The following is a 23,252-nucleotide window of genomic DNA, read 5'->3' on the forward strand; positions in this document are numbered from 1 at the left end:
CTGACGGGCTGACCGGGGACCGGGGCGCTGCGCGCCGGCGCGCGGTGTGGTGTGCTGGAAGGCGCGCACCCGCACCGAGACGGAGGTCCCGATGAGCGCACGACCGGTCGCCGGCGCGTTGCTCGCCCTGGCCCTGACCGCGCCGCTGCTGGCCGGCTGTTCCTCGGGCGAGGAGCCCTCCTCCGACTCCACGGAGGGCTCGTCGGCCGGGCCGAGCGAGGGGGAGTCCGCGCCGGAGCGCGAGGCGGAGGAGCGCACGCCGGGCGCGTCGCCGGCGCCCGCCGAGGGGGACGTCGAGGTGGTCGCGACGCTGGCGGAAAACCTCTCCGCCCCCTGGGGCCTCGCCCAACTGCCGGACGGCAGCGTGCTGTTGGGCTCGCGCGACAGCGGCGCGCTGGCGCTGCTCGACACCTCGGACGGCGAGCCGGGCACGGTGAGCGAGGTCGGCGAGGTGCCGGGGGTGAGCGCCAACGGCGAGGGCGGCCTGCTCGGGCTGGCCCTCGCGCCGGACTTCGACACCAGCGGCCGGCTCTACGCGTACGCCACCACGGCCTCGGACAACCGGATCATCCCCCTGGAGCTGGACCCCTCGGCCCCCGAGGGCGAACGCCTCACCGCCGGCGACCCGCTGCTCGCCGACATCCCCAAGGGAGAGGTCATCCACAACGGCGGCGGGCTCGCGTTCGGCCCCGACGGGATGCTCTACGCCACCACAGGGGACACCGCCGACGCCCAACTGGCCCAGGACCCGGACTCGTTGGCCGGGAAGATCCTCCGGATCGACCCCACGACCGGCGCCCCGCCGGCCGACAACCCCGACCCGGACTCGCTGGTTTACTCGCTGGGCCACCGCAACGTGCAGGGCCTGGCCTGGGACGCCGAGGACCGGCTGTGGGCGGCCGAGTTCGGGGACGACACCTGGGACGAGCTGAACCTGATCGAGCCCGGCGGCAACTACGGCTGGCCCGAACACGAGGGCGAGGGCGGCGCCGAGGACGGCTTCGTCGACCCGGTGGCGGTCTGGCCGCCGGCCGAGGCGTCCCCCAGCGGGCTGGCGTACAGCGGGGGCGCCCTGTGGCTGGCGACGCTGCGCGGGGAACGGCTGTGGCGGGTGCCGCTGGACGGAACGGAGCCGGTGGCCGAGCCGGAGCCGTTCCTGGAGGGGGACCACGGGCGGCTGCGGAACGTGGTGGCGGTCGGCGAGGGCGAGTTGCTGCTGCTGACGAACGAGACCGACGGCCGGGGCTCCCCCGCCGACACCGACGACCGCCTGCTCCGCCTCCGCGTCTCCTGACCCACGCCAGCCCGCCTGCCGGCGGCACCGGCCCCGGCCCCCGCCCCCGGGCGCGACGGCCCCCAGGGCCGTCCACGCCCCCGGTCAGCCCGCAACACGTTGGCCGACGCCGACCAGGCGCAGTCGGTGGGCCAGCGCGGCGGCCTCGCCCCGGTTGGCGACCTCCAACTTGGCCAGGATGTTGGAGACATGCACGCTCGCCGTCTTCGGCGAGATGAACAGCTCCTCGGCTATCTGACGATTGCTCCGGCCCGCCGCCAGCAGCGCCAGCACGTCCAGCTCCCGGGGCGTCAGCCCCAACGCCTCGGGCCCCGTCGCGGCCTCCGGCTGCTCCCCGCCCAGCGTGAGGCGGCCCCGCGCGGCGAGCCGTTCGGCCTCCTCCGTGACCGGCGCCGCGCCCAGCTCCTCGGAGAGCCGGTGCGCCTCGGTGAGTTCGGCGGCGGCGCGCTGCCGCTCGCCCTCGGCGAGCAGCGCCTCAGCCCAGCGCAGCCGCACCCTGGCCTCCTCGTACGGGCGGCACAGCCCGTCGAAGGCGGCCACCACTCCGGCCCAGTCCTCGGCGGTGGCCCGGCCCTCCGCCCGCCGCAGCTCGGCCTCGACCAGCAGCGCGTAGCCGATCCACACCGGGTAGTGCCGGGGCAGGGTCTCCGCGTACGCGCGGATCATCGCGATCGCCGCCGGCTGTCCCGGCTCCGCCGCCGGCACCCCCACCGCCCGCGACTCGGCGCGGGCCGCCTCGTGGAGCAGCGGCCAGGTGTAACTGCCGGTGCCCGGCGGCTGGTTGACCCGCACGACCTCAGCGAAGATCTCCCTGGCGTCGAGGATGCGTCCCTGCGCCGAGGCGATGGCCAGCAGGTGCTCGGCGGCCGGGTGGGCGGTCTGGGCGGCCGCCCCGTCGTAGTGCTGGAGGCTCTGGTGGAGGGCACACTGGCGCTCCGCCTCCTCCCACTCCCCCCGGGCCACGGCCATCCGGGCGCGCCGCTGGGCGACCAGCCCCTTGGCGACGGGGCTCTGTGCCGAGCGCAGCGCCTCGGCACAGGCCTCGTCCGACTCGGCCCAGCGGCCGAGGGAGAAGAGGGCGTCCGCCCGGTTCCCCGCGATCCAGGAGCGGGTGTCGGCAAGGCCGTAGCGGTGGGCCAACGTCTGGGCCTCGTCCGCGACCCGCAGCGACTCCTCGGAACGCCCCATCCCCTCCAGCAGGGACTGGAGGTTGACATGGCTGCGGGTGAAGACGCCCACCCGTTCCTCCGGCACCACACGCTCGGCGACATACCGCATCTCGGCCAGGCCGCGCTCGCCCTCGCCGACGTCGATCAGCAGCGAACCCAGGCTGATCAGCGCGTTGAGCAGCACGTCCGCCTCGCCCACGGTGCGCGCCAGCTCCACGGCGCGCTCGGCCGTGGCCAGCGAGCCCGGTCCCGAGGCGAAGACCGAGCACCAGCCGGCGGCCTCGGTCAGCACCAGGGCGTGTACCGGCGACGGCTCGAAGCCGTCGAGCAACTCCTGCGCCCGGCCCAGCTCGCGCCATCCGTCGCCCTGGCCCAACTGCCGCACCAGCCGGGAGAGCTGCGCCCAGAACCAGGCGGCGCGCAGCGGGTGGCCCATGTCGTCCAGCAGGCGCAGCGCGCGCTTGGCCACCGACTTCCCGCGCTCCTGCTCCCCGGCCAGGCGCGCGGCCAGGGTCATCTCGGCCAGCAGGTCGAGGAAACCGAGCGTCTCGTCGGGACAGTCGCAGACGGGATAGGAGTCGACGTCGGAGCCAACCGGCAGCAGGCGGCGCTCATCCCCCGAGACGCTGTCCCACAACTCCGCGGCGCGCTCCAGCAGTTGGAGCTGCTCGGCGTAGGCGTGGCGGCACCGGGCCTGGGCGGCGGCGGCCAGCACGGCGGGCAGCGCCTTCGACGGCTCGTGGGCGTGGTACCAGTAGCTCGCCAGCCGGGTGACGTGCTGGTCGCTGGGGACCAGCGCGGGGTCGGCCTCCAGGGCCTCCGCGTAGCGGCGGCTGAGCCGGGAGCGCTCGCCGGGCAGCAGGTCGTCGTCCACGGCCTCCCGGGTGAGCGCGTGCCGGAAGCGGTAGGTGTCGTCGTCCCCGGCGCGCAGCACGCTCGCCTCGACGGCGGCGCGCAGGGCCTCGATCAGCTCCTCCTCGGTGAGACCGGCCACCGCGCGCAGCAGCCCGAACTCCACCCGGGACCCACCCTCGGCGGCGACCCTGACCACCCGCTGCGCCGTCTCGGGAAGCGCCTCGACGCGCAGCAGCAGCAGGTCCCGCACCGAGTCGCTCAGCGCGCCGGCGCGGCCGTTCTCCGTGACGCTGGCCAACTCCTCGACGAAGAACGCGTTCCCGTCGGAGCGGGCGTAGACCTGCTCCAGCTGGTCCTGGTGCGGCGGCTGCCCGAGGATGCCGGTGAGCTGCGCTCGAACCTCGTCCCTGGTCAGGCGGGGCAGCTCGATCCGCCGCACCGTGCGCAGCCGGTCCAGCTCGGCGAGGAACGGGCGCAGCGGGTGGCGGCGGTGGATGTCGTCGGAGCGGTATGTCGTCACGACCAGCAGCCGGCAGGACTGCACCACGCGGAAGACATAGCCGAGCAGCTCCCGGGTGGAGCGGTCCGACCAGTGCAGGTCCTCGATCACCAGGACCAGCGTGCGCCGCTCGGCGAGCCGCTCCAGCAGCCGGGCGGTCAGCTCGAAGAGCCGGCCGCGCACCTCCTGGTCCCGGGCGGCGCGCTCGGGGGCGCTGGGCGGGCCCAGCTCGGGGAGCAGCCGGGACAGCTCCCCGCCGAAGCCGGCGGCGGCCTCGGCCAGCTCCTCGCCCAGCTCGCGGTGGAGCACCCGCAGCACGGCCGAGACCGGCGCGAACGGCAGCCCGTCAGCGCCCACCTCGACGCAGGCGCCGACGGCGGTCAGGGCGCCGGCGCCCGCCGCCTCGGCGAGGAACTCCTCCACCAACCGCGTCTTGCCCACCCCGGCCTCGCCGCCGACCAGCACCGTCTGGGGCACGCTGGCGTCCGCCTGTCGGAGCGCCTCCCTGAGGGCCGAGCGATGTGCGGCCCGTCCGACGAAGACCGGGCTGATGGTTCTGGTGTGCATGTCCCGAAGGATCGCACAGGCGTCTGACAATGACACTGGAGTTCAGACGCGGGCCCGACGGTGCCGCGCCGGGGCCCGCCGGGCCCCGGCGTTCGAACTCGGCTGTGGCTCGGCCGCACCGTGTCCTGCCTGGGCGAGGACGCGGCGGAGCAGGCCGCCCCGGCTCCTGGCGCGTGCGTTCCCGCCGGCCTCTGCGGCCCGCCGGGCGAGGCGTTCCCGCTCGGCCTCGGCGAGCAGATCCTCGCGGCGCTGCTGGGCGATGTAGATCTCTTGCAACACGGTGACTCCCCTGGCTCCCGGCCGTCGGCCGTTCGTCGGAGCCCGCTGCTCCGGCGTTGACTCAACGGTCGTCTCCCAGGTGGGTGGGGCGCATCGGGCCATCTCCGCACCTTCGCCGCCCGGGGGTCCTTAGGCGGCGCGGCCCGGCCGCCTTATCCGCCGGGGCGGGGCGCCGCGAGGCCCGGCGGCTAAGGCGTGTCCGACGGGGGCGGGGGCGCGAGACCCCGAATGCTCCCGGGGGCCAACGCTCGCCCGGGACGCCTACGACAGCGTCACCAGGCGGAGCCGGTGGGCGACGGCGGCGGCCTCGCCCCGGGTGGTCACCTCCAACTTGGCGAGAATGCGGGAGACATGGACACTCGCCGTCTTGGGCGACATGTACAGCTCCTCGGCTATCTGACGGTTGCTCCGGCCGGCCGCCACCAGCTCCAGCACGTCGCGCTCCCGCCGGGTCAGCCCGAAGGGCCGCGCCTCGGGCTCGGGCCCGGGACGGGCCCCGGGCTCCGCCGTGAGGTCGAGCCGGGCCCGTTGGGCCAGCCGCGCCACCCGCTCCGCCAGTGGCGCCGCGCCGAGCCGCTCGACCAACTCCCGTGCGGCGCCGAGCTGTTCGGCGGCCTGCCGGCGGCCGTCCTGGTCGCCGCCGGCGAGCAGCGCCTCGCCCCAGCCGTAGCGCGCCTCGGCCAGGTGGTGGGGCAGCCCGAACGGCGTCAGCGCGGCCACCGCCTCCGCCCACCGCTCCGGGGTGTCGCGCCCCTCGGCCCGCGCCAGCTGCGCGTTGACCAGGGCGCTGAACGCCTCGCGTATCGGCAGGTCGCGCGGGAGCCGGCGGGCCAGGGCCCGGATCTCGCCGACGGCCGCCTCCCGGCCCTCGGCGAAGCCGGGCAGACCCCGGCCCTCGGCCTCGGCCGTGGCGGCGGCGAAGGCGAGCCCCCAGGCGAGCAGCGAGGAGCCGAAGTACGACACCAGCGGCAGCGAGGAGCGCAGGATCTCGCGCGCCTGGAGCGGGCGCCCGCGCGCCACCGCGAGGTCCACCCGGAACCGGGACAGCTCCCAGTGGAAGAGGTCGGGCGTCTTCATGCCCTCGGCCCTGGCCAGCGCGGCTGCCGCCTCGGCCTCGGCCCGCGCCAGATCCCCGCGCAGCACGGCGAGTTGGCCGGTGAGCACGCGGCTGACCATGCGGCTGTGGTCGTGGCTGGCGTGCCGGGTGGCCAGTTCGAGGGCGGCCTCGGCCTCCGGCCAGCGTCCCAGCAGGGTGAGCGCGAAGGCCTCGTTGGCCCGCAGCCAGCTGGGGGTCTCCGCCAGGCCGTACCGCTCGGCCAGCTCGATGCTCTCGGCTATCTGCTCAAGGCCGCGCTCGAACTGGCCGGAGTCGAGCAGAACCGCTCCCAGGTTGACCAGACAGCGGCCCAGGAGGGTCACCTCGCCGCGCCGCAGCACCGTCTCCAGGACGGCCGTCATCCGCTCCACGCCACCCTCGCTGTCGCCGGCGTCGGCCTGGAGGGTGGCCAGGGTGTAACGGGCGTACAGCTCCGTGCCGGTGGCCCCGACCAGCCGGGCCAGCTCGACCGCGCGCTCGGCGACCTCCAGCACCTCGGGGGCCGGCCCCTGCTTGGAGCGCATCGCGGCCTCCAGGGCCAGCACCCGCGCGTGCACCTCGGACGGCGGCAGCCCCCGCAGTAGCTCCTGCGCCCGCCGCAGCTCCGCCCAGCCGTCCCCGCGCATCAGCCGCCCCACCATCCCGGCGCGCTGCGCCCAGAACCAGGCGGCGTGCAGCGGCCGTTCGACCGGGTCCACCTCGCGCAGCGCCCGGCGGCAGAGGGCCATGGCGCGCTCCTCCTCGCCCGCGAGCGTGGCGGCGACGGCCGCCTCGGCCATCAGGTCCGTCCAGCCCACCGGCCCGCCCGCATCCGACGCCGGATAGCCCCAGATCGGCTGGGCCGGCCGCAGCCCGGCCCGCGCCTCATCGCCCACCGCGTCCCACAGCTCGATGGCCCGCTCCAGCAGCCGCAGCTGCTCGGCGTTGGCGAAGCGGCGGCCGGCGGCCACCGCCGCCGCCAGCACGGCGGGCAGCGCCCTGGCCCGGTCGCCCGCGTGGTACCAGTGACTCGCCAGCCTGGTGGGGAGTTCGTCCGCCGGGACCAGCTCCGGCTCGGCCTCCAGGGCCCGCGCGTAGCGCCGGTTGAGCCGGGCGCGCTCGCCCGGCAGCAGGTCGTCGGCGACGGCCTCCCGGGTGAGCGCGTGCCGGAAGCGGTACCCGTCCCCGTCCTCCGTGGCCACCAGCAGCCGGGCCCCTACCGCGACCCGCACGGCGGCCAGCAGCTCCTGCTCCGGCAGCCCGGCGACCCGCGCGATCAGCTCGTGCTCCACGCACGAGCCGCCCTCGGCGACCACCCGCAGCACGTCCTGCACCGGCTCGTCCAGCGCCTCGACCCGGACCAGCAGCAGGTCCCGCAGGGTGTCCGGCAGGTCCCCGCACGGCTGCCCGCCGACCGTCAACTCCTCGACGAAGAACGGGTTCCCCTCCGTGCGTTGGAAGACCGACCTGGCCTGGCCGGCGTCCGCGGGCGCGCCCAGGATGCCGGCCATCTGGGCGGCCACCTCGCGCCCGCTCAGCCGGCCCAACTCGATCCGGTGCACCGTCCGCAACCGGTCAAGCTCGGCCAGGAACGGACGCAGCGGATGGCGTCGGTGCAGGTCGTCGGTGCGGTAGCTGGCCAGGACCAGCAGCCGGGCCGCCCGCACCGAGCGCACGTAGTAGGCCAGCAGCTCCCTGGTGGAGCGGTCCGCCCAGTGCAGGTCCTCGAAGACCAGGACCAGCGTGCGCTGTTGGGCCAGGCGCTCCAGCAGCCGGGTGAGCAGCTCGAAGAGGCGGGCCCGGTCCAGCGCGTCCCCGTCCACCGGGGGCACGCCGCTCGGCTCGCCCAGCTCGGGCAGCAGCCGGGCCAACTCCCCGCGCCGCTCGCCCGCCGCCGCGACCAGCTCGTCGCCGACCTGCCGGTGCAGCGACCGCAGCAGCGCGGCCACCGGGGCGAACGGCAGCCCGTCGGCGCCCAGTTCGACGCCGGCGCCCACGGCGGTCAGCGCGCCGGCGCCCGCCGCCCCGGCGAGGAACTCCTCCAGCAGCCGGGTCTTGCCGACGCCGGCCTCGCCGCCGATGACCGCCGCCTGCGGCGTCCCGGCGTCGGCGGCCCGCAACAACGACGCCAGGGTCTCCGACTCACTCTGCCGCCCCACGAACACGGGGCTCACGCTGCGTGTTTCCACGAGGTCGAGGATGACACGAGATACTGACAGCGGGGTATCCGTTCTGCCTCGGGCCGATGCCTTCCCGCCCGGTTCCGCCCCGGCGTCGGTCGATCCCACCCCGTCGCCCGGCGCGTGGGTCACGCGGCGGTGGTCCAGCCGGACGCCGACCCCTGGGGCGTGCGCCGGGCGCGCAGGCGCCACAGCCGCCAGGCACGACGGCCCCCGCGCGCCTCCCGGCGGCGCGAGCGCGCCGCCCGACGGTGCTGCCGCGCCGCCCGCTCCAGCTCGGCCGCGCGCTGCCGGTGCAGTTCGTACTCCATCATGGCGGGCTCCTCAGGGTCGTGGTGTGAGGTGGTCCGGTGTGGACCGACGGTTCGCCGGCCGCCGCCGGGAACCCCGTTGACCTCCACGATCCGCGCTCAGGTACCCCGGCCACATCGGGCGACCGCCCCCTCTCGCGCGCCCGTTTCGCCTTACCCACGCCAAGGCCCCCGACGTCGCGTGACGTCGGGGGCCTTAGTTCGAGCCCCGGGGTCCTTAGTCGGCCGCGCGGGCCCGCCCGAGGAACTCCTACTCGGCGACGCCCAGCCGCTCCAGGATCAGCTGCCGCGCCCTGGCCGCGTCGGCCTGGCCCCTGGTGGCCTTCATCACCGCGCCCACCAGGGCGCCGGCGGCCGCCACCTTGCCGGCCCTGACCTTGTCGGCGACGGCGGCGTTGGCCTCGATGGCCTCGTCCACCGCCTTCCCCAGCGCGCCCTCGTCGGAGACGATCCGCAGGCCACGCTTCTCGACCACGGCGTCCGGGTCGCCCTCGCCGGCGAGCACGCCCTCGATGGCCTGGCGGGCCAGCTTGTCGTTGAGCGCGCCCTCGGCGACCAGCGCCGTGACCCGCGCCACCCGCGCCGGCGTGATGGGCAACGCGGCCAGCTCCACGCCCTGTTCGTTGGCGCGGCGCGCCAGCTCGCCCATCCACCACTTGCGGGCGGCGGCAGGCTCGGCGCCCGCCTCGACGGTCGCCACGATCAGCTCGACCGCGCCCGCGTTGAGCACCGACTGCATTTCGTGCGCCGAGATGCCCCACTCCTCGCGCAGCCGGTTCCGCCGCGCCAGCGGCAGCTCGGGCAGCCCGGCGCGCAGCTCCTCGACCCACTCCCGGGACGGGGCGACCGGCACCAGGTCCGGCTCGGGGAAGTAGCGGTAGTCCTCCGCCTCCTCCTTGACCCGGCCCGAGGTGGTGGTGCCGTTCTCCTCGTGGAAGTGGCGGGTCTCCTGCACGATCGTGCCGCCAGCGTCCAGCACGGCGGCGTGCCGCTGCACCTCGAAGCGGACGGCGCGCTCCACACTGCGCAGCGAGTTGACGTTCTTGGTCTCGCTGCGGGTGCCGAACGCCTCGCGGCCGTGGGGGCGGAGCGAGAGGTTGACGTCGCAGCGCAGCTGGCCCATCTCCATCCGGGCCTCGGAGACGCCCAGCGCCCTGATCAGCTCGCGCAGCTCGGCGACATAGGCGCGCGCCACCTCGGGGGCGCGCGCGCCGGCGCCCTCGATCGGCCGGGTGACGATCTCGATCAGCGGGATGCCGGCCCGGTTGTAGTCGAGCAGCGAGTGCGAGGCGCCGTGGATGCGGCCGGTCGCGCCGCCGACATGGGTGGACTTGCCGGTGTCCTCCTCCATGTGCGCGCGCTCGATGCCGACCCGGAAGATCTCCCCGTCGGCGAGCTGCACGTCCAGGTAGCCGTTGAACGCGATGGGCTCGTCGTACTGGGAGGTCTGGAAGTTCTTCGGCATGTCCGGATAGAAGTAGTTCTTCCGGGCGAAGCGGCACCACTCGGCGATCTCGCAGTTGAGCGCCAGGCCGATCCGGATGGCGGACTCCACGCCCACCGCGTTGACCACCGGCAGCGCGCCGGGCAGGCCGAGGCAGGTGGGGCAGGTCTGCGCGTTGGGGTCGGCGCCGAGGGTGGTGGCGCAGCCGCAGAACATCTTGGTCTTGGTGCCAAGCTCGACATGGACCTCCAGGCCCATGACGGGGTCGTAGGACGCCAACGCGTCCTCGTACGACACCAGTTCGGTGACGGTCACGGGGTGTACCTCTCGGATGGTCGGGAGCGCCCAGTCCCTGTGTCGCTCGCTAGGTCGGTCACTGCGTCGGTCACAGCGTCAGTCACCGGGCACTTCACCGCCGTCCTGGTTCATGCGGCGCAGCTCGCGCGCGAGCAGAGCGACTCCGGTGGCGATGGCGGCGGCGGAGACCACGGCGTCCACCAGCCGCAGGCCGTCCTGCTCCTCGCGGGCCTCGCGCAGCTGCCTGACGACGCCGAACGCGCCGAACAGCGAGCTGCCGATGGACAGGTACGTCCCCACCTTGGACTTCGGCTTCTTGCTCACAGCGCCGGTACCTCCTCGATAATCGGGTGCCCCCAGCGTGCCTGGAACGCGGCCTCGACGGCGGCTCCGACGCGGTACAGCCGGTCGTCCGCCATCGCGGGGGCGATGATCTGGAGGCCGACCGGCAGGCCGTCCTCGGGGGCAAGACCGCAGGGCAGCGACATGGCGGCGTTCCCCGCGAGGTTGACCGGGATGGTGCACAGGTCGGCCCGGTACATCGCCATCGGGTCGTCCGCGCGCTCGCCGATCGGGAACGCGGTGGTCGGCGTCGTCGGCGAGACCAGCACGTGCACGTCGGCGAAGGCCCGCTCGAAGTCCCTGGCCACCAGGGTGCGGACCTTCTGGGCGCTGCCGTAGTAGGCGTCGTAGTAGCCGGAGGAGAGCGCGTAGGTGCCGAGCATCACGCGGCGCTTCACCTCGGGGCCGAAGCCGGCCTCGCGGGTCAGCGAGGTGACCTCCTCGGCGGAACGGGTGCCGTCGTCGCCGATCCGCAGCCCGTAGCGCATGGCGTCGAACCTGGCCAGGTTGGACGAGCACTCCGAGGGCGCGATCAGGTAGTAGGCGGCCAGCGCCAGGTCGAACGAGGGACAGGACACCTCGACGACCTCGGCGCCCAACTCCCGCAGCAGCGCGACCGACTCGTCGAACCGCTGGAGCACCCCGGCCTGGTACCCCTCGCCCCGGAACTCCCTGACCACGCCGATCCGCAGGCCGGCCACCGAGCCGTTCCGCGCCGCCTCGACCACGTCGGGCACGGGCGCGTCGATGGAGGTCGAGTCCAGCGGGTCGTGCCCGGCGATCACCTCGTGCAGCAGCGCCGCGTCCAGCACGGTCCGGGCGCAGGGCCCGCCCTGGTCGAGCGAGGAGGAGAACGCGACCATGCCGTAGCGGGAGACCCCGCCGTAGGTGGGCTTGACGCCGACGGTGCCGGTGACGGCCGCCGGCTGGCGGATGGAGCCGCCGGTGTCGGTGCCGATGGCCAGCGGCGCCTGGAAGGACGCCAGCGAGGCGGCCGAACCGCCGCCGGAGCCGCCGGGGACGCGGGTGAGGTCCCACGGGTTCCCCGTCGGGCCGAACGCGCTGTTCTCCGTGGAGGAGCCCATGGCGAACTCGTCCATGTTGGTCTTGCCGAGGATCACCACGCCGGCCTCCTTGAGGCGGCGGGTGACCGTGGCGTCGTAGGGCGGAATCCAGCCCTGGAGGATCTTCGAGCCGACGGTGGTCGGCACGCCCTCGGTGGTGAAGATGTCCTTCAGCGCCAGCGGGACGCCGGCCAGCGGGCCGAGCCGCTCGCCGGCGGCGCGCCGCTCGTCGACCGCCCTGGCCTGGGCGAGGGCGCCCTCGCGGTCGACGTGGAGGAAGGCGTGCACCTTCTCGTCCACGGCCTCGACGCGGGCGAGGTGCGCCTCGGTGACCTCGACGGAGCTGACCGAGCCCGCCGCGATCTCGGCCGCCAACTCGGCGGCGGTGAGCCGGATCAGGTCTGCCATCTCGCTCACTCCTCCCCCAGGATCTGGGGCACCTTGAAACGCTGCTGCTCCTGCGCGGGCGCGCCGGAGAGGGCCTGCGCGGGGGTGAGCCCCTGGCGCACCTCGTCGGGGCGCATCACATTGGTGAGCGGCAGCGGGTGGGAGGTCGGCGGAACGTCCTGGGCGGCGACGTCGGAGACGCGGGCGACCGCGCCGATGATGTCGTCGAGCTGTCCGGCGAAGTGGTCTAGCTCCTCGGCCGAAAGCTCCAGACGCGCCAGCCGGGCGAGGTGGGCGACCTCCTCGCGCGTGATGCCGGGCATGTGGCGATCCTCTTGCTCGTCGCGGGCTGGTTCTCGATGCTGGTTCTCGATGGCGACGGGGCCGACGGGTCCGCCGCGTTGACGGACACCGGGCGGGCCGCGAGGCGGCCCGGCGGCCACGCGGTGGACCGGCGATCCCGTGCGCGCCCAATCCTAGGACGCGGCACTGACTGCCCGCGCCCGGCTTTCCCCTGGCGGGGCGCGGCGGGAGGCCGCCCCTGCGGGGCGGGCGTGCGATCGGGCGCCCGGTCGGCGCTGGTGGGTTCGCTGGCGGGTTCGCTGGTGGGGGCTTTGGGGGTTCTTCTTGGGCGATGGTCGGGGGTGGTGAACGGGGCGGGTGAGGCGACGGGTGGGCGGGGCCGCTGGAGCTGGCGACCGCTCCAGAGCAACGCCCTCCGGCCCGTCGGCGCAGCCACCCGACCCGCGCCGAGTCCGCTCCAAGGGAAGCTCACCGGGGCAGCGGCTCCGCCGCCTCCGGGGAGCGGGACTCCCTGGCGCGCAGCCAGGCCGTGGTCTCGGTGGCCGGCATGGCCGCCGAGACCAGCCAGCCCTGGACCGCGTCGCAGCCCAGGTCGCGCAGCCGTTCCCAGGTCTCGTCGTCCTCGACGCCCTCGGCGACGACCAGCAGGTCGAGCGAGTGCGCCAGGTCGATCGTGCAGCGCACGATCTCCGCGTCCTCGGCGTCGGCGACCAGGCGCCCGACGAAGGAGCGGTCGATCTTCAACTCGCTGACCGGCAGCCGGCGGAGGTGGACCAGGGAGGAGTAGCCGGTGCCGAAGTCGTCCAGGGACATCCGCACGCCGTGCCCGGTCAGGGCGGCGAGGGTGTCGGCCGCGTGGCGCGGGTCCTCCAGCATGACGTGTTCGGTGATCTCCAGTTGGAGCGCGTCGGGCGGGACGCGGTGTCGGGCGAGTCGGGCGGCGACGGCGCCGGCGAAGCCGGGTGAGAGGACGTCGCGTGGCGAGACGTTGACGGCGACGGGAACGGTGAGCCCGGCCCGGCGCCAGCGGCCGACCTGGCCGAGGGCCGTCTCCAGCACGTACTCGGTGAGTCGGGGCATCAGGCCCGACGCCTCGGCGATGGCGATGAACTCGTCGGGGGCGACCCGCCCGCGCTCCGGGTGGTGCCAGCGGACGAGCGCCTCGAGACCGGCGACGGCGCCGTCGAAGCCGACCTTCGGCTGGTAGTGCAGCTCCACCTCGCCGGCCTCCAGGGCGCGGCGCAGGTCGCCCAACAGGGCGAGCCGGTCGGGGGTGTTGCCGTCCCTGCTGGCCTCGTAGACCTCGACGCCGGTGCGGTCGCGCTTGGCCAGGTACATGGCGACGTCGGCGCGGCGCAGCAGGCCCTCGGCCTCGGGCGCGTGTTCGGGGTAGACGGCGACGCCGGCGCTGGCCTCCACGAGCAGGCTGATGCCGTCGAGTTCGAGCGGCGCGTCCAGGGCGCCGATGAGGAGGCGGGCGGTGCGTTGGGCCGCGGTGGCGGAGCCGGCGTGCGGGAGCAGCACGGCGAACTCGTCGCCGCCGAGGCGGGCGGCCTGGGCGCCGGCCGGGAGCCGGGCCCGCACCCGGTCGGCGATCAGCACAAGCAACCGGTCCCCCGTGAGATGGCCCAGGGTGTCGTTGACCGATCGGAAGCTGTCGAGGTCGATCAGGATGAGCCCGACCCGGCGCCGTTCGCCGGCCGCCTCGGCGAGCACCTCTGCCGTGCGGGTCAGCAGCCACTGGCGGTTGGGCAGCCCGGTGAGCGGGTCGAGCAGCTGGTCCTCGGCGCGCGCGGTGGCCATCCGGAAGGTGGAGTCCACGGCGATCAACGGCACCGCGAAGAGTGGCAGCAGCCCCGGCGCGGTCTCGGCGACGACGGCCGTCAGCGGGGCGAGGCAGAGCAGGGCGAGCGCGACGACCATCTGACGCGGCCAGGCGAAGCCGCCGAACAGCGAGGCGGCGCCCGGGCGTTGCCCGTTCAGGCCGTGCAGGGCGCGGCAGACGAGGATCTGGGCGAGGCCGGCCAGGAGCAGTTGGGGCAGCGTCGCTGGGTCCCATTCGCTGGGCTGCCAGGGGCGTTCGACGCTGGGCGTGGTGCCGAACGAGGCGAGCACCAGGGCGGCGGCTCCGATGCCGTGAACGCCGACGGCGCCGTGCCACAGCGCGGCACGCCCCCAGGCGGGGCGGGCGGCGGCGACCAGGCCCGCGACGGCGACGACGACCAGCACGGCCGGCAGCCAGCCGTGGACCAGCAGGGCGGAGAGCGCCAGGGCGCAGCCGGCGCTGCTGCCGCCGTTGAGGCGCCGGTCGGCGAGGGCCAGCTGGGCGGCGACCAGCAGGGCGAGGATGGCGAACCCCCAGCCCACGCGGTCGCCGGGGAAGAGCCCCCGGCCGTCGTCCAGCGCCGAGGCGACGCCGCCGGCGGTCATCAGCACGGCGGTGCCAACCACGGCGGCGCGGCCCCAGCGGCGCGGCCCGGGCAGGCCACGCCGCGAGGTCGTTCTCACCCTCGGGGTGGACAGCATGGCGGGAACCTCTCACGACGGCTCGACCCGCTCGCCGATGGGACGGGCGGACGGGTCCTGCCCACCCTAGGCGGCCAACGGCCGTCGGCGGCAGGGAACTTGACGGGTTGCCGAAAGCGACCCGGCGCGTTCTAGTCCCCTGGTATATGCCGCGCGCCGGGGTGGTACATGCTTGCTCCGGGCTCCCGATCGCGCGCCACCGCGTGCGCCCCGCCGTCAGGCCGCGCCCTCGCCGCCCCCCTTCTCCGACTTCTCCGCCTCCTCCGACTTCGCGGCCTTCGACGCCTGCGACGGATCTCCCGACTTCGCGGCCTTGGCCGACCTGGCCGGCCTCGTCCCCTCCGGCTCCGCCGCCTCGGCCTCCGCCGCCTCGGCCGGCTCCGGCTCGGCCGGTCGCACCGCGACCGCGCGGGCCGCGTCGGGCCCCTCTTCGAGCAGCACCCCGAAGCCGGCCTCGTCGAGCACCGGCACCTTCAGCTGCATGGCCTTGTCGAACTTCGAACCGGGGCTTTCCCCAACCACCACAAAATCCGTCTTCTTGGAGACAGATCCGGTCACCTTCGCGCCCCGGGTGCGCAGCGCGTCCTGCGCGCCGTCGCGCGTCCAGCCGGCGAGGGTGCCCGTCACCACGGCCGTGACGCCGGCCAACGGGCGCGGCGCCTCGTCCCGTTCGCCCGACTCGGCCAGCCGCACCCCGGCGGCCCGCCAGCGCTCCACGATCTCCCGGTGCCAGTCGACCGCGAACCAGTCCTTGAGCGAGGCGGCGATCGTCGGCCCCACGCCCTCGGTGGCCGCCAACTCCTCCTCGCTCGCCTCGGCGATCCGGTCCAGCGAACGGAACTCCCTGGCCAGCGCCTCGGCGGCGACCGGCCCCACATGCCGGATGGAGAGCCCGGCGATGATCCGGGCCAACGGCCGCTCCTTCGCCGCCCGGATCGACTCCAGCATGGCCAGCGCGTTCTTCTTCGGCTCGCCCTGCTGGTTGGCGAAGAACGTCACCACCTTGGGCTCGCCGGTCTCCGGATCGGTCTTGGGCAGCCCGGTGTCCTGGTCCAGCACATAGGACCGGATCGGCAGCAGCTCCTCCACCGTCAGCTCGAAGAGGCGGCCCTCGTCCCTCAGCGGCGGCTCGGCAGGCTCCAGCGGCTGGGTGAGTGCGGTGGCCGCGACATAGCCGAAGTGGTCGATGTCCAGGCAGCGGCGCCCCGCCAGATAGAAGATCCGCTCCCGCAACTGCGCGGGGCAGGAACGGGCGTTGGGGCAGCGCAGGTCGATGTCCCCCTCCTTCATGGGCATCAGCCCGGTGCCGCACTCGGGGCACTCGCTCGGCATCACGAACTCCCGCTCGCTGCCGTCCCGCAGGTCCGCGACCGGGCCGAGGATCTCCGGGATCACGTCGCCCGCCTTGCGCAGCGCCACCGTGTCCCCGATGAGCACGCCCTTGGCCTTGACCACCTGCTGGTTGTGCAGGGTCGCGAACTCCACCTCGGAGCCGGCCACCGTGACCGGCTCGACCACCGCGTAGGGCGTGACCCGGCCGGTGCGGCCCACGCCGACGCGGATGTCGACCAGCCTGGTGTTGACCTCCTCCGGCGGGTACTTCCAGGCGATGGCCCAGCGCGGGGCGCGCGAGGTGTGGCCGAGGCGGCCCTGGAGCGGGATCTCGTCCAACTTGACGACCACGCCGTCGATCTCGTGCTCCACCGCGTGCCGGTGCTCGCCGTAGTAGGCGATGAACTCCCGCACGCCCGCCAGCGAGGTGACCACCTTGCTGGCGCGCGCCGTGGGCAGGCCCCACCCGGCCAGCAGCTCGTACGCCTCGGAGAGCCGGGCGATGTCGAAGCCCTCGCGGGCGCCGATGCCGTGCACCACCATCTGGAGCGGGCGGCTCGCGGTGACCTTCGGGTCCTTCTGGCGGAGCGAACCGGCCGCCGCGTTCCTCGGGTTGGCGAACGGCTTCTCCCCGGCGGCGACCAGCCGCTCGTTCAGCTCCTCGAAGCGGTCCATCGGGAAGAAGACCTCGCCCCTGATCTCCACCAGCGCCGGAACCCGCTCCCCCAGCAGGCGGTTGGGCACCTCGCGAATGGTGCGGACGTTGGGCGTGATGTCCTCTCCGGTGCGGCCGTCCCCCCGGGTGGCCGCGCGGGTCAACCGGCCGTGCTCGTACGTGAGGTTGACCGCGAGGCCGTCGACCTTCAGCTCGCACAGGAAGTGGTGGGGGATGCCGGTCAGCTCCTCGGCGACCCGCTGCTCCCAGGCGGCCAGCTCCTCGTCGTCGAACGCGTTGTCCAGCGACAGCATCCGCTCCCGGTGCTCGACGGAGGTGAACTCCGTCTCATACGTCCCCGCGACCTGCTGGGTCGGCGAGTCCGGGGTGCGCAGCGCCGGGTGCTCCTCCTCCAGCGCCTGAAGCTCGCGCAGCAGCGCGTCGAACCGCGCGTCGCTGATGACCGGGGTCTTCACGTAGTAACGGAAGCGGTGCTCCTCGACCTGCTCGGCCAGGCGGGCATGTCGCTCGCGGGCCTCGGAAGGCACCGACGACTCGTCTTCCAGGGGGCGTTCGCCAGCCACAGTCCTGCTCTCCCGTCACTCAGGGTTGTCCGCGAGGGATCTCGCCGCCCGGACGCAGTGCGCCAACGCGGCCCGCGCGTACGCCGGGGAGGCGCCCGCGAGCCCGCAGGACGGGGTGACCACGACGGACTCCGCGAGGAGCCCGGGCGACAGCCCCAGCCTGCGCCAAAGCGACCTGACGGGAGTGACAGTACCGGCCGGGTCTGACAATTCACCGAGGGCGACGCCCGCCCCCGGCAACACCCCGGCGAACAGCGCGACTCCGCCCTCCACCGCCTCCCCGACCGCCTCGTCGTCACGTTCGGTGAGCAGGCTCAGATCGCAGGAGACCGCCCGCGCGCCCGCCCGGCGCAGCAGCGCGAACGGGACCCCGGGCGCGCAGCAGTGCACCACCGTCGGCGCCTCGCCCGCGACCTCGACCAGGCCGCGCAGCGTCTCCTCCGCCACCGCCCGGTCCACCGCGCGGTGGGTGCGGTAGCCGCTGGCGGTGCGCACCCGCCCGGTCAACACCGCGGGCAGCGACGGCTCGTCGAACTGCGTGACCACCGTCGCCCCCGGCACCCGCCGCCGCAGCTCGGCCAGGTGCTCGCGCAGCCCCTCGGCCAGCGACTGGGCCAGGTCCCGACAGGCACCCGGATCGCCCAGCATCGCCTCGCCGTTGCGCCGCTCCAGCGCGGCGGCCAACGACCAGGGGCCCACCACCGCGACCTTGAGCACCCCATCGAAGCCCTGGGTGAACTCCTCGATCGCGTCCAGGTCCTCGCGCAGCCAGGCCCGGGCCCGCCGGGTGTCCCGTCCCGGCCGGTCCCCGATCCGCCAACCGCTCGGCTCCAGCCGGGCGTACAGCTCGGCGAGCAGCCCCGTGGTGCGCCCCACCATGTCGGCGCCGGGGCCGCGTGCCGGCAGCTCCGGCAGGAACAGCAACGACTCCAGCTCCCCGGCGACCGTCCTGGCCGCCTCCCTGGCGTCCTCGCCCGGCATCGACCCGACCCCGGTGGCCGCCGCCTCGCCCCAGGGAAACGCCCGCGTGTTCTCGGTCACTCCGCCAACTCCGTCACCTCGGTCAACTCCGTCACGTCCGTCACTCCGTCCCCGTCGCCCCGGAGCCGCTCACCGCGCCCACGGCATTCACCGGGTTCACGGCGTTCACGGCGTTCAACCGACCGGCCGGACCTGGAGGTCGGTGACCTCGGCGTCGCGCGGCAGGTCGAGCGCGAGCAGCACGGTCGCGGCCACCGACTCGGGCGACATCCAGCGCTCCGGGTCGTAGTCGCGGCCCTCCTGCCGGTGCACCTTCCGCTGCATGGGCGTCGCGGTGCGGCCCGGATAGACGGTGGTCACCCCGACGCCGTTCGCCCGTTCCTCCCCGCGCAGCGCGTCCGCCAGCGCGCGCAGCCCGTGCTTGCTGGCCGCGTACGCGCCCCAGCGCGGGTTGGCGCTCAGCCCGGCGCCCGAGTTGACGAACACCACCCGGCCCTTGGCGACCCGCAGCTGGGGCAGCAGCAGCCGGGTCAGCTCGGCGGGGGCGACCAGGTTGGCCGCGAGCACCGACTGCCACACCTTCGGGGTCAGCTCGCCGATCTCGGCCAACTCCACGACGCCGGCGCAGTGCACCAGGCCGTCGATCCGGTCGGGCGGCGCCTGGTGGCCCAGCGCCCAGGAGAGGCGCTCGGGCTCGGCGAGGTCGCCCACCAGCGTGCGCGCGCCCTCGAAACGCTCCCGAAGCTCCTTCGCGCGCCCCGCGTCGCGCGCCCAGAGCCACAACTCGTCCCCGCGCGCCAGCAGTTCCCGCGCCAGGGCGGCGCCGATGCCGGAGCCCGCCCCTGTGATCACATGTGTCGCCATAGCACCATGGTCCCCCAGGGCCGTCGAGGGAAGGACCCACCCCATGCGCATCGCGCTCAGCCAGCTGGCCGCCGGAGTCTCCCCGGGGGAGAACCTGCGCGCCCTCGTCGACCAGACGGAGCGGGCCGCCCGCCGGGGCGCGGAGCTGGTGGTCTTCCCCGAGGCGGCGATGGCGCGGTTCGGCGTGCCGCTGGCGCCGCTGGCGGAGCCGCTGGACGGGCCCTGGGCCAACGGGGTCCGCGAGGTCGCGGAACGGACCGGAACGCTGGTGGTGGCCGGCATGTTCACCCCGAACGAGGACGGCCGGGTGCGGAACACCCTGCTGATCACCGGCCGGGGCGTGGACACCCACTACGACAAGATCCACCTCTTCGACGCGTTCGACTTCGCCGAGTCGGCGACGGTGGCCCCCGGCGACCGCGTGGTGACCGCCCAGCCCGAGGGCGCGTCCGGGCTGACGCTGGGCTTCGCGACCTGCTACGACGTGCGCTTCCCCGACCTGTTCGGGGCGTTGGCCGACCGGGGCGCGCGGCTGGTGGTGCTGCCCGCCTCCTGGGGCGCGGGCCCGGGGAAGGTCGCGCAGTGGGAGGTGCTGGTGCGGGCCAGGGCGCTGGACAGCACGTGTTGGGTGCTGGCCGCCGGCCAGGCCGACCCGGCGACGGTCGGCGAACCGCCGGCGACCAGGGCGCCGACCGGCGTCGGCCACAGCATGGTGGTCTCGCCGCTGGGCGAGGTGACCGCGCGGCTGGCCGGGGAACCGGGGCTGTTGCTGTCCGACGTGGACCCGGCCGCCGTCGACGAGGCCAGGCGCACCGTCCCGGTCCTGGCCAACCGGGTGCGGGTGCGCTGAGGCCGATCGGCGGTCAGGCCCCCGCGCGGCCGGCGGCGCGCGTCGCGCTCGTCGTGCGCGCGATCGTCGCCGAGCCGACGACGCGGGTGCCGTCGTAGAGAACGACCGCCTGCCCGGGGGCGACGCCGCGCACCGGGGCGTCGAACGTGACCCGCAGCTCGCCGTCCACCACCTCTGCCGTGACGGGGGTCTCCGCGCCGTGCGCCCGGAGCTGGGCGGTGTAACGGCCGGCCCCGTCCGGCGCGGTGCCGCCGCACCAGCGCGGGCGGATCGCGGTCAGCTCGGCGATGTCGAGCGCCTCGGCCGGGCCGACCGTGACCGTGTTGTCGACGGGCGAGATGTCCAGCACATAGCGCGGCTTGCCGTCCGGCGCCGGGTGCCCGATGCGCAGCCCGCGCCGCTGGCCGATCGTGAAGCCGTGCGCGCCCTGGTGGGTGCCGATCCTGGTGCCGTCCTGGTCGAGGATGTCGCCCTCGGCCGCGCCGAGGTGGCGGGCCAGGAAGCCCTGGGTGTCGCCGTCGGCGATGAAGCAGATGTCGTGGCTGTCGGGCTTGCGCGCCACCGCCAGGCCCCGGCGTTCGGCCTCGGCCCGCACCTCGTCCTTGGTGGCCTCGGTGTCGCCCAACGGGAAGAGCGCGTGGGCCAGTTGCCGGTCGTCGAGCACGCCCAGCACATAGCTCTGGTCCTTCGCCGCGTCGCTCGCCCGGTGCAGCTCGCGGCGGCCGTCGGCGGCGACCCGCACGCTGGCGTAGTGGCCGGTGCAGACCGCGTCGAAACCCAGCGCCAGCGCCCGGTCCAGCAGCGCGGCGAACTTGATCTTCTCGTTGCAGCGCAGGCAGGGGTTGGGGGTGCGGCCGGCCCGGTACTCGTCGATGAAGTCGTCGACGACGTCGGCGCGGAAGCGTTCCGCCAGGTCCCACACGTAGAAGGGGATGCCGATCACGTCGGCGGCCCTGCGGGCGTCCCGGGAGTCCTCGATCGTGCAGCAGCCGCGCGCGCCGGTGCGGAAGGACTGCGGGTTGGCGGAGAGGGCGAGGTGGACGCCGGTCACCTCGTGTCCGGCCTCGACCGCGCGGGCGGCGGCGACCGCCGAGTCCACGCCGCCGGACATGGCGGCCAGCACCCGCGGTCGGGAACCCGTGCGGGGGCCGGTGGGGGCACCGGGGAAGGCGTCGGAGGCACCGGGAAAGTCACTCATAGCCCGTCCAGGGTACGGCCCCGGCCGCCCGGCGCCTCGCTCAGCTGAGCCCGGCGGCCCTGGCCCGCTCGACGGCCGGGCCGATCGCCGTCGCCAGGGCCTCGACGTCGGCCGCGGTCGAGGTGTGCCCGAGGCTGAAGCGCAGGGTGCCCCTGGCCAGTTCGGGGTCGGCGCCCGCGGCCAGCAGCACATGGCTGGGCTGCGCGATGCCGGCGGTGCAGGCGGAGCCGGTCGAGCACTCGATGCCCTGGGCGTCCAGGAGCAGCAGCAGCGAGTCGCCCTCGCAGCCGGGGAACGCGAAGTGCGCGTTGGCGGGCAGCCGGCCCGCCGGGTCGGGGTCGCCGCTGAACACCGCGTCGGGAACGGCCGAACGCACGCGAGCGACCAGCTCGTCGCGCAGGGCGCCGATCCGCCGGGCGAACTCGGGCTGCCCGGCCACGGTCAGCCGCGCGGCGGTGGCGAACGCGGCGATCGCCGGCACGTCCAGCGTCCCGGACCGCACGTCCCGCTCCTGGCCGCCGCCGTGCAGGACGGGAACGGGGCTGGCGTCCCGGGAGAGCAGCAGCGCGCCGACGCCGAGCGGGCCGCCGATCTTGTGGCCGGAGACGGTGAGCGCGGTCAGGCCCGACGCGGCGAAGTCGACCGGCAGCTGGCCGACGGCCTGCACCGCGTCGGCGTGCAGCGGAACGCCGAACTCGGCGGCGACCGCGCTCAGTTCCTCGATCGGCTGGATCGTCCCGATCTCGTTGTTGGCCCACATCACGGTGGCCATGGCCACCTCGTCGGGGGCGCGTTCGATGGCGGCGCGCAACCCCTCGGGGTGCACCCGGCCCAGCGCGTCGACGGGAAGCCAGTCCACGACCGCGCCCTGGTGGTCGGCGAGCCAGTGGACCACGTCGAGCACCGCGTGGTGCTCCACCGGGCTGGCCAGCAGCCGCCGGCGGCGCGGGTCGGCGGCGACCCGGGACCAGTAGAGGCCCTTGACGGCAAGGTTGTCCGCCTCGGTGCCACCCGAGGTGAACACGACCTCGCTGGGGCGCGCGCCCAGCGCGGCCGCCAGCTCCTCCCTGCCCTCCTCCACGGTGCGCCGGGCCCGGCGGCCGGACGCGTGCAGCGCGGAGGCGTTGCCGGTGCGGCCGAGCTGGGCGGTCATCACCTCCCGCGCCTCGGGCAGCATGGGCGTGGTGGCGGCGTGGTCGAGGTAGGGCATGGTGACGCCGATTCTAGGAGTCGGCCGGGGGATGGCCGGACGGCGGGACGCCTGGTGAGACGACGCACGCCAGGTGGTACGGAACCCGCCGCGCGCACCGGCCGTTCTTCGAACCGTGAGGCGCCGGTGGTGGGCAGGTGGGGCGCCGGAGGGGAACGAGGAGACCATGGGTGAACACGCGGCCCGCGAGCCCGAGTCGTCGCCCCCGGGGCGCTCCGGCCTGCCGCGCAGGGCGCTGCTGTTGGGCGGAACGGCGGGCGTCCTGGGCGTCGCCGGGTATGCCGGGCGGGAGCAACTCAGCTCCTGGTGGTGGCGGTACTCGGGGGCCAACGTGCCCCGGGTCGAGGGTGAGGTGGATCACCCGGGAGCGGAGTGGATACCGGCCGACCCGGCCAACTACCGCAGGGCCAACCGCCCCCGGGACTACACGGTGGACCGGGTCGTGATCCACATGCCGGAGGCGACCTACCCGATCACGCTCCGCGTCTTCCAGGACCCCTCGCACGGCGCGGCGACCCACTATGTGATCCGCTCCTCCGACGGCCATGTCGCCCAGCTGGCCCGGGAGTTGGACGTCGCGTACCACGCGGGGCACCGGGGCTTCAACGAGCGCAGCATCGGCATCGAGCACGAGGGCTGGGCGGACCGGCCGGAGTATCTGACGGACGCGCTCTACGAGTCCTCGGCCCGGCTGGTCGCGGGAATCTGCGCGCGGCACGAGATCCCCATCGACCGCGAGCACATCGTCGGCCACAACGAGGTCCCCGAGGTGGTCCGCGTCTGCCCCGGCCCCCACTGGGACTGGGACCGCTATCTGACGATGGTCGCGGAGGCCTAGCCGGCCGGAACCGGGGGCCTTGCCGGCCGGAACGGGAGGCCGCGCCCGGCGGGCGCGGCCCGGGCGCGACGCCGTGCCGTGCCCGGGCCCGGCACGGCCGGAGCAGCCCCTGCGCGGGGCCAGACGAACACGTCGCGGCGCCCTGGCG

At 74.9% G+C, this 23,252-nt stretch carries 17 protein-coding genes; 3 read left to right on the top strand and 14 right to left on the bottom strand.

The features are described 5' to 3' along the window. The first annotated feature begins 91 nt into the window (after positions 1–91). The gene (locus tag EBN88_RS09650; protein ID WP_122183407.1) at positions 92–1,294 is read left to right on the top strand and encodes a PQQ-dependent sugar dehydrogenase; all 1,203 of its coding nucleotides are present in this window, start codon (positions 92–94) and stop codon (positions 1,292–1,294) included. 84 nt (positions 1,295–1,378) lie between these two features. On the opposite strand, the gene EBN88_RS09655 is transcribed toward EBN88_RS09650, so the two are convergent. From EBN88_RS09655 to EBN88_RS09710, 12 genes are all read right to left on the bottom strand, one after another. Further along, positions 1,379–4,384, bottom strand: coding sequence for a helix-turn-helix transcriptional regulator (locus EBN88_RS09655; protein WP_122183392.1), 3,006 nt, complete (start codon positions 4,382–4,384; stop codon positions 1,379–1,381). A gap of 42 nt (positions 4,385–4,426) precedes the next feature. Continuing rightward, complete coding sequence (locus EBN88_RS09660) at positions 4,427–4,663, bottom strand: hypothetical protein (RefSeq protein WP_122183393.1); 237 nt, start codon at positions 4,661–4,663, stop codon at positions 4,427–4,429. Positions 4,664–4,924: 261 nt separating this feature from the next. Beyond that, positions 4,925–7,912, bottom strand: a complete 2,988-nt coding sequence (locus tag EBN88_RS09665; protein ID WP_233580566.1) for a helix-turn-helix transcriptional regulator — start codon at positions 7,910–7,912, stop codon at positions 4,925–4,927. 134 nt (positions 7,913–8,046) lie between these two features. Then, the gene (locus EBN88_RS09670) at positions 8,047–8,232 is read right to left on the bottom strand and encodes a hypothetical protein (RefSeq protein WP_147472693.1); all 186 of its coding nucleotides are present in this window, start codon (positions 8,230–8,232) and stop codon (positions 8,047–8,049) included. Between the two features lie 247 nt (positions 8,233–8,479). Next, complete coding sequence (gatB, locus tag EBN88_RS09675) at positions 8,480–9,988, bottom strand: Asp-tRNA(Asn)/Glu-tRNA(Gln) amidotransferase subunit GatB (protein ID WP_122183395.1); 1,509 nt, start codon at positions 9,986–9,988, stop codon at positions 8,480–8,482. A gap of 78 nt (positions 9,989–10,066) precedes the next feature. Continuing rightward, positions 10,067–10,294: a hypothetical protein gene (locus tag EBN88_RS09680; protein WP_122183396.1), complete on the bottom strand. Its 228-nt coding sequence runs from the start codon at positions 10,292–10,294 to the stop codon at positions 10,067–10,069. After that, positions 10,291–11,784 carry an Asp-tRNA(Asn)/Glu-tRNA(Gln) amidotransferase subunit GatA gene (gene gatA / locus EBN88_RS09685; protein WP_122183397.1) on the bottom strand — a complete coding sequence of 498 codons (1,494 nt, stop codon included), beginning with the start codon at positions 11,782–11,784 and terminating at the stop codon, positions 10,291–10,293. The genes EBN88_RS09680 and gatA overlap by 4 nt, the downstream gene beginning before the upstream one ends. Before the next feature lie 5 nt (positions 11,785–11,789). Next, positions 11,790–12,086 (bottom strand): Asp-tRNA(Asn)/Glu-tRNA(Gln) amidotransferase subunit GatC, encoded by a 297-nt coding sequence (gatC, locus tag EBN88_RS09690; RefSeq protein ID WP_122183398.1) that lies wholly within the window; start codon positions 12,084–12,086, stop codon positions 11,790–11,792. Positions 12,087–12,534: 448 nt separating this feature from the next. Further along, complete coding sequence (locus EBN88_RS09695) at positions 12,535–14,592, bottom strand: putative bifunctional diguanylate cyclase/phosphodiesterase (RefSeq protein WP_122183399.1); 2,058 nt, start codon at positions 14,590–14,592, stop codon at positions 12,535–12,537. Positions 14,593–14,808: 216 nt separating this feature from the next. Then, on the bottom strand, positions 14,809–17,127 hold the full coding sequence (ligA, locus tag EBN88_RS09700; RefSeq protein WP_407703392.1) for an NAD-dependent DNA ligase LigA: 2,319 nt from the start codon (positions 17,125–17,127) through the stop codon (positions 14,809–14,811). Positions 17,128–17,178: 51 nt separating this feature from the next. Next, positions 17,179–18,144, bottom strand: coding sequence for a methionine synthase (locus EBN88_RS09705; RefSeq protein WP_122183409.1), 966 nt, complete (start codon positions 18,142–18,144; stop codon positions 17,179–17,181). 174 nt (positions 18,145–18,318) lie between these two features. Beyond that, positions 18,319–19,008, bottom strand: coding sequence for an SDR family oxidoreductase (locus EBN88_RS09710; RefSeq protein WP_122183401.1), 690 nt, complete (start codon positions 19,006–19,008; stop codon positions 18,319–18,321). A 43-nt stretch (positions 19,009–19,051) separates the two neighbouring features. On the opposite strand from EBN88_RS09710, the gene EBN88_RS09715 reads away from it, so the two are divergent. Beyond that, the gene (locus tag EBN88_RS09715; RefSeq protein WP_122183402.1) at positions 19,052–19,858 is read left to right on the top strand and encodes a carbon-nitrogen hydrolase family protein; all 807 of its coding nucleotides are present in this window, start codon (positions 19,052–19,054) and stop codon (positions 19,856–19,858) included. 13 nt (positions 19,859–19,871) lie between these two features. On the opposite strand, the gene mnmA is transcribed toward EBN88_RS09715, so the two are convergent. Continuing rightward, the gene (gene mnmA / locus EBN88_RS09720) at positions 19,872–21,056 is read right to left on the bottom strand and encodes a tRNA 2-thiouridine(34) synthase MnmA (RefSeq protein ID WP_122183403.1); all 1,185 of its coding nucleotides are present in this window, start codon (positions 21,054–21,056) and stop codon (positions 19,872–19,874) included. 40 nt (positions 21,057–21,096) lie between these two features. Beyond that, positions 21,097–22,266 carry a cysteine desulfurase family protein gene (locus EBN88_RS09725; protein ID WP_122183404.1) on the bottom strand — a complete coding sequence of 390 codons (1,170 nt, stop codon included), beginning with the start codon at positions 22,264–22,266 and terminating at the stop codon, positions 21,097–21,099. 166 nt (positions 22,267–22,432) lie between these two features. Between EBN88_RS09725 and EBN88_RS09730 the strand changes: the two genes are divergently transcribed. Then, positions 22,433–23,104, top strand: coding sequence for an N-acetylmuramoyl-L-alanine amidase (locus EBN88_RS09730; RefSeq protein WP_122183405.1), 672 nt, complete (start codon positions 22,433–22,435; stop codon positions 23,102–23,104). The last annotated feature ends 148 nt before the right edge of the window (positions 23,105–23,252 follow it).

This window comes from Streptomyces triticirhizae, from assembly GCF_003696235.1.
Classification (GTDB): Bacteria; Actinomycetota; Actinomycetes; order Streptomycetales; family Streptomycetaceae; genus Streptomyces; species Streptomyces triticirhizae.

Excerpts from the sequence above, each read along its gene's own strand:
- EBN88_RS09650 (WP_122183407.1), top strand. The coding sequence starts at position 92 with ATGAGCGCACGACCGGTCGCCGGCGCGTTGCTCGCCCTGGCCCTGACC.
- EBN88_RS09655 (WP_122183392.1), bottom strand. The coding sequence starts at position 4,384 with ATGCACACCAGAACCATCAGCCCGGTCTTCGTCGGACGGGCCGCACAT.
- EBN88_RS09670 (WP_147472693.1), bottom strand. The coding sequence starts at position 8,232 with ATGATGGAGTACGAACTGCACCGGCAGCGCGCGGCCGAGCTGGAGCGG.
- gatA (WP_122183397.1), bottom strand. The coding sequence starts at position 11,784 with ATGGCAGACCTGATCCGGCTCACCGCCGCCGAGTTGGCGGCCGAGATC.
- gatC (WP_122183398.1), bottom strand. The coding sequence starts at position 12,086 with ATGCCCGGCATCACGCGCGAGGAGGTCGCCCACCTCGCCCGGCTGGCG.
- EBN88_RS09695 (WP_122183399.1), bottom strand. The coding sequence starts at position 14,592 with ATGCTGTCCACCCCGAGGGTGAGAACGACCTCGCGGCGTGGCCTGCCC.
- EBN88_RS09705 (WP_122183409.1), bottom strand. The coding sequence starts at position 18,144 with ATGCCGGGCGAGGACGCCAGGGAGGCGGCCAGGACGGTCGCCGGGGAG.
- EBN88_RS09710 (WP_122183401.1), bottom strand. The coding sequence starts at position 19,008 with ATGGCGACACATGTGATCACAGGGGCGGGCTCCGGCATCGGCGCCGCC.
- EBN88_RS09715 (WP_122183402.1), top strand. The coding sequence starts at position 19,052 with ATGCGCATCGCGCTCAGCCAGCTGGCCGCCGGAGTCTCCCCGGGGGAG.
- mnmA (WP_122183403.1), bottom strand. The coding sequence starts at position 21,056 with ATGAGTGACTTTCCCGGTGCCTCCGACGCCTTCCCCGGTGCCCCCACC.
- EBN88_RS09725 (WP_122183404.1), bottom strand. The coding sequence starts at position 22,266 with ATGCCCTACCTCGACCACGCCGCCACCACGCCCATGCTGCCCGAGGCG.
- EBN88_RS09730 (WP_122183405.1), top strand. The coding sequence starts at position 22,433 with ATGGGTGAACACGCGGCCCGCGAGCCCGAGTCGTCGCCCCCGGGGCGC.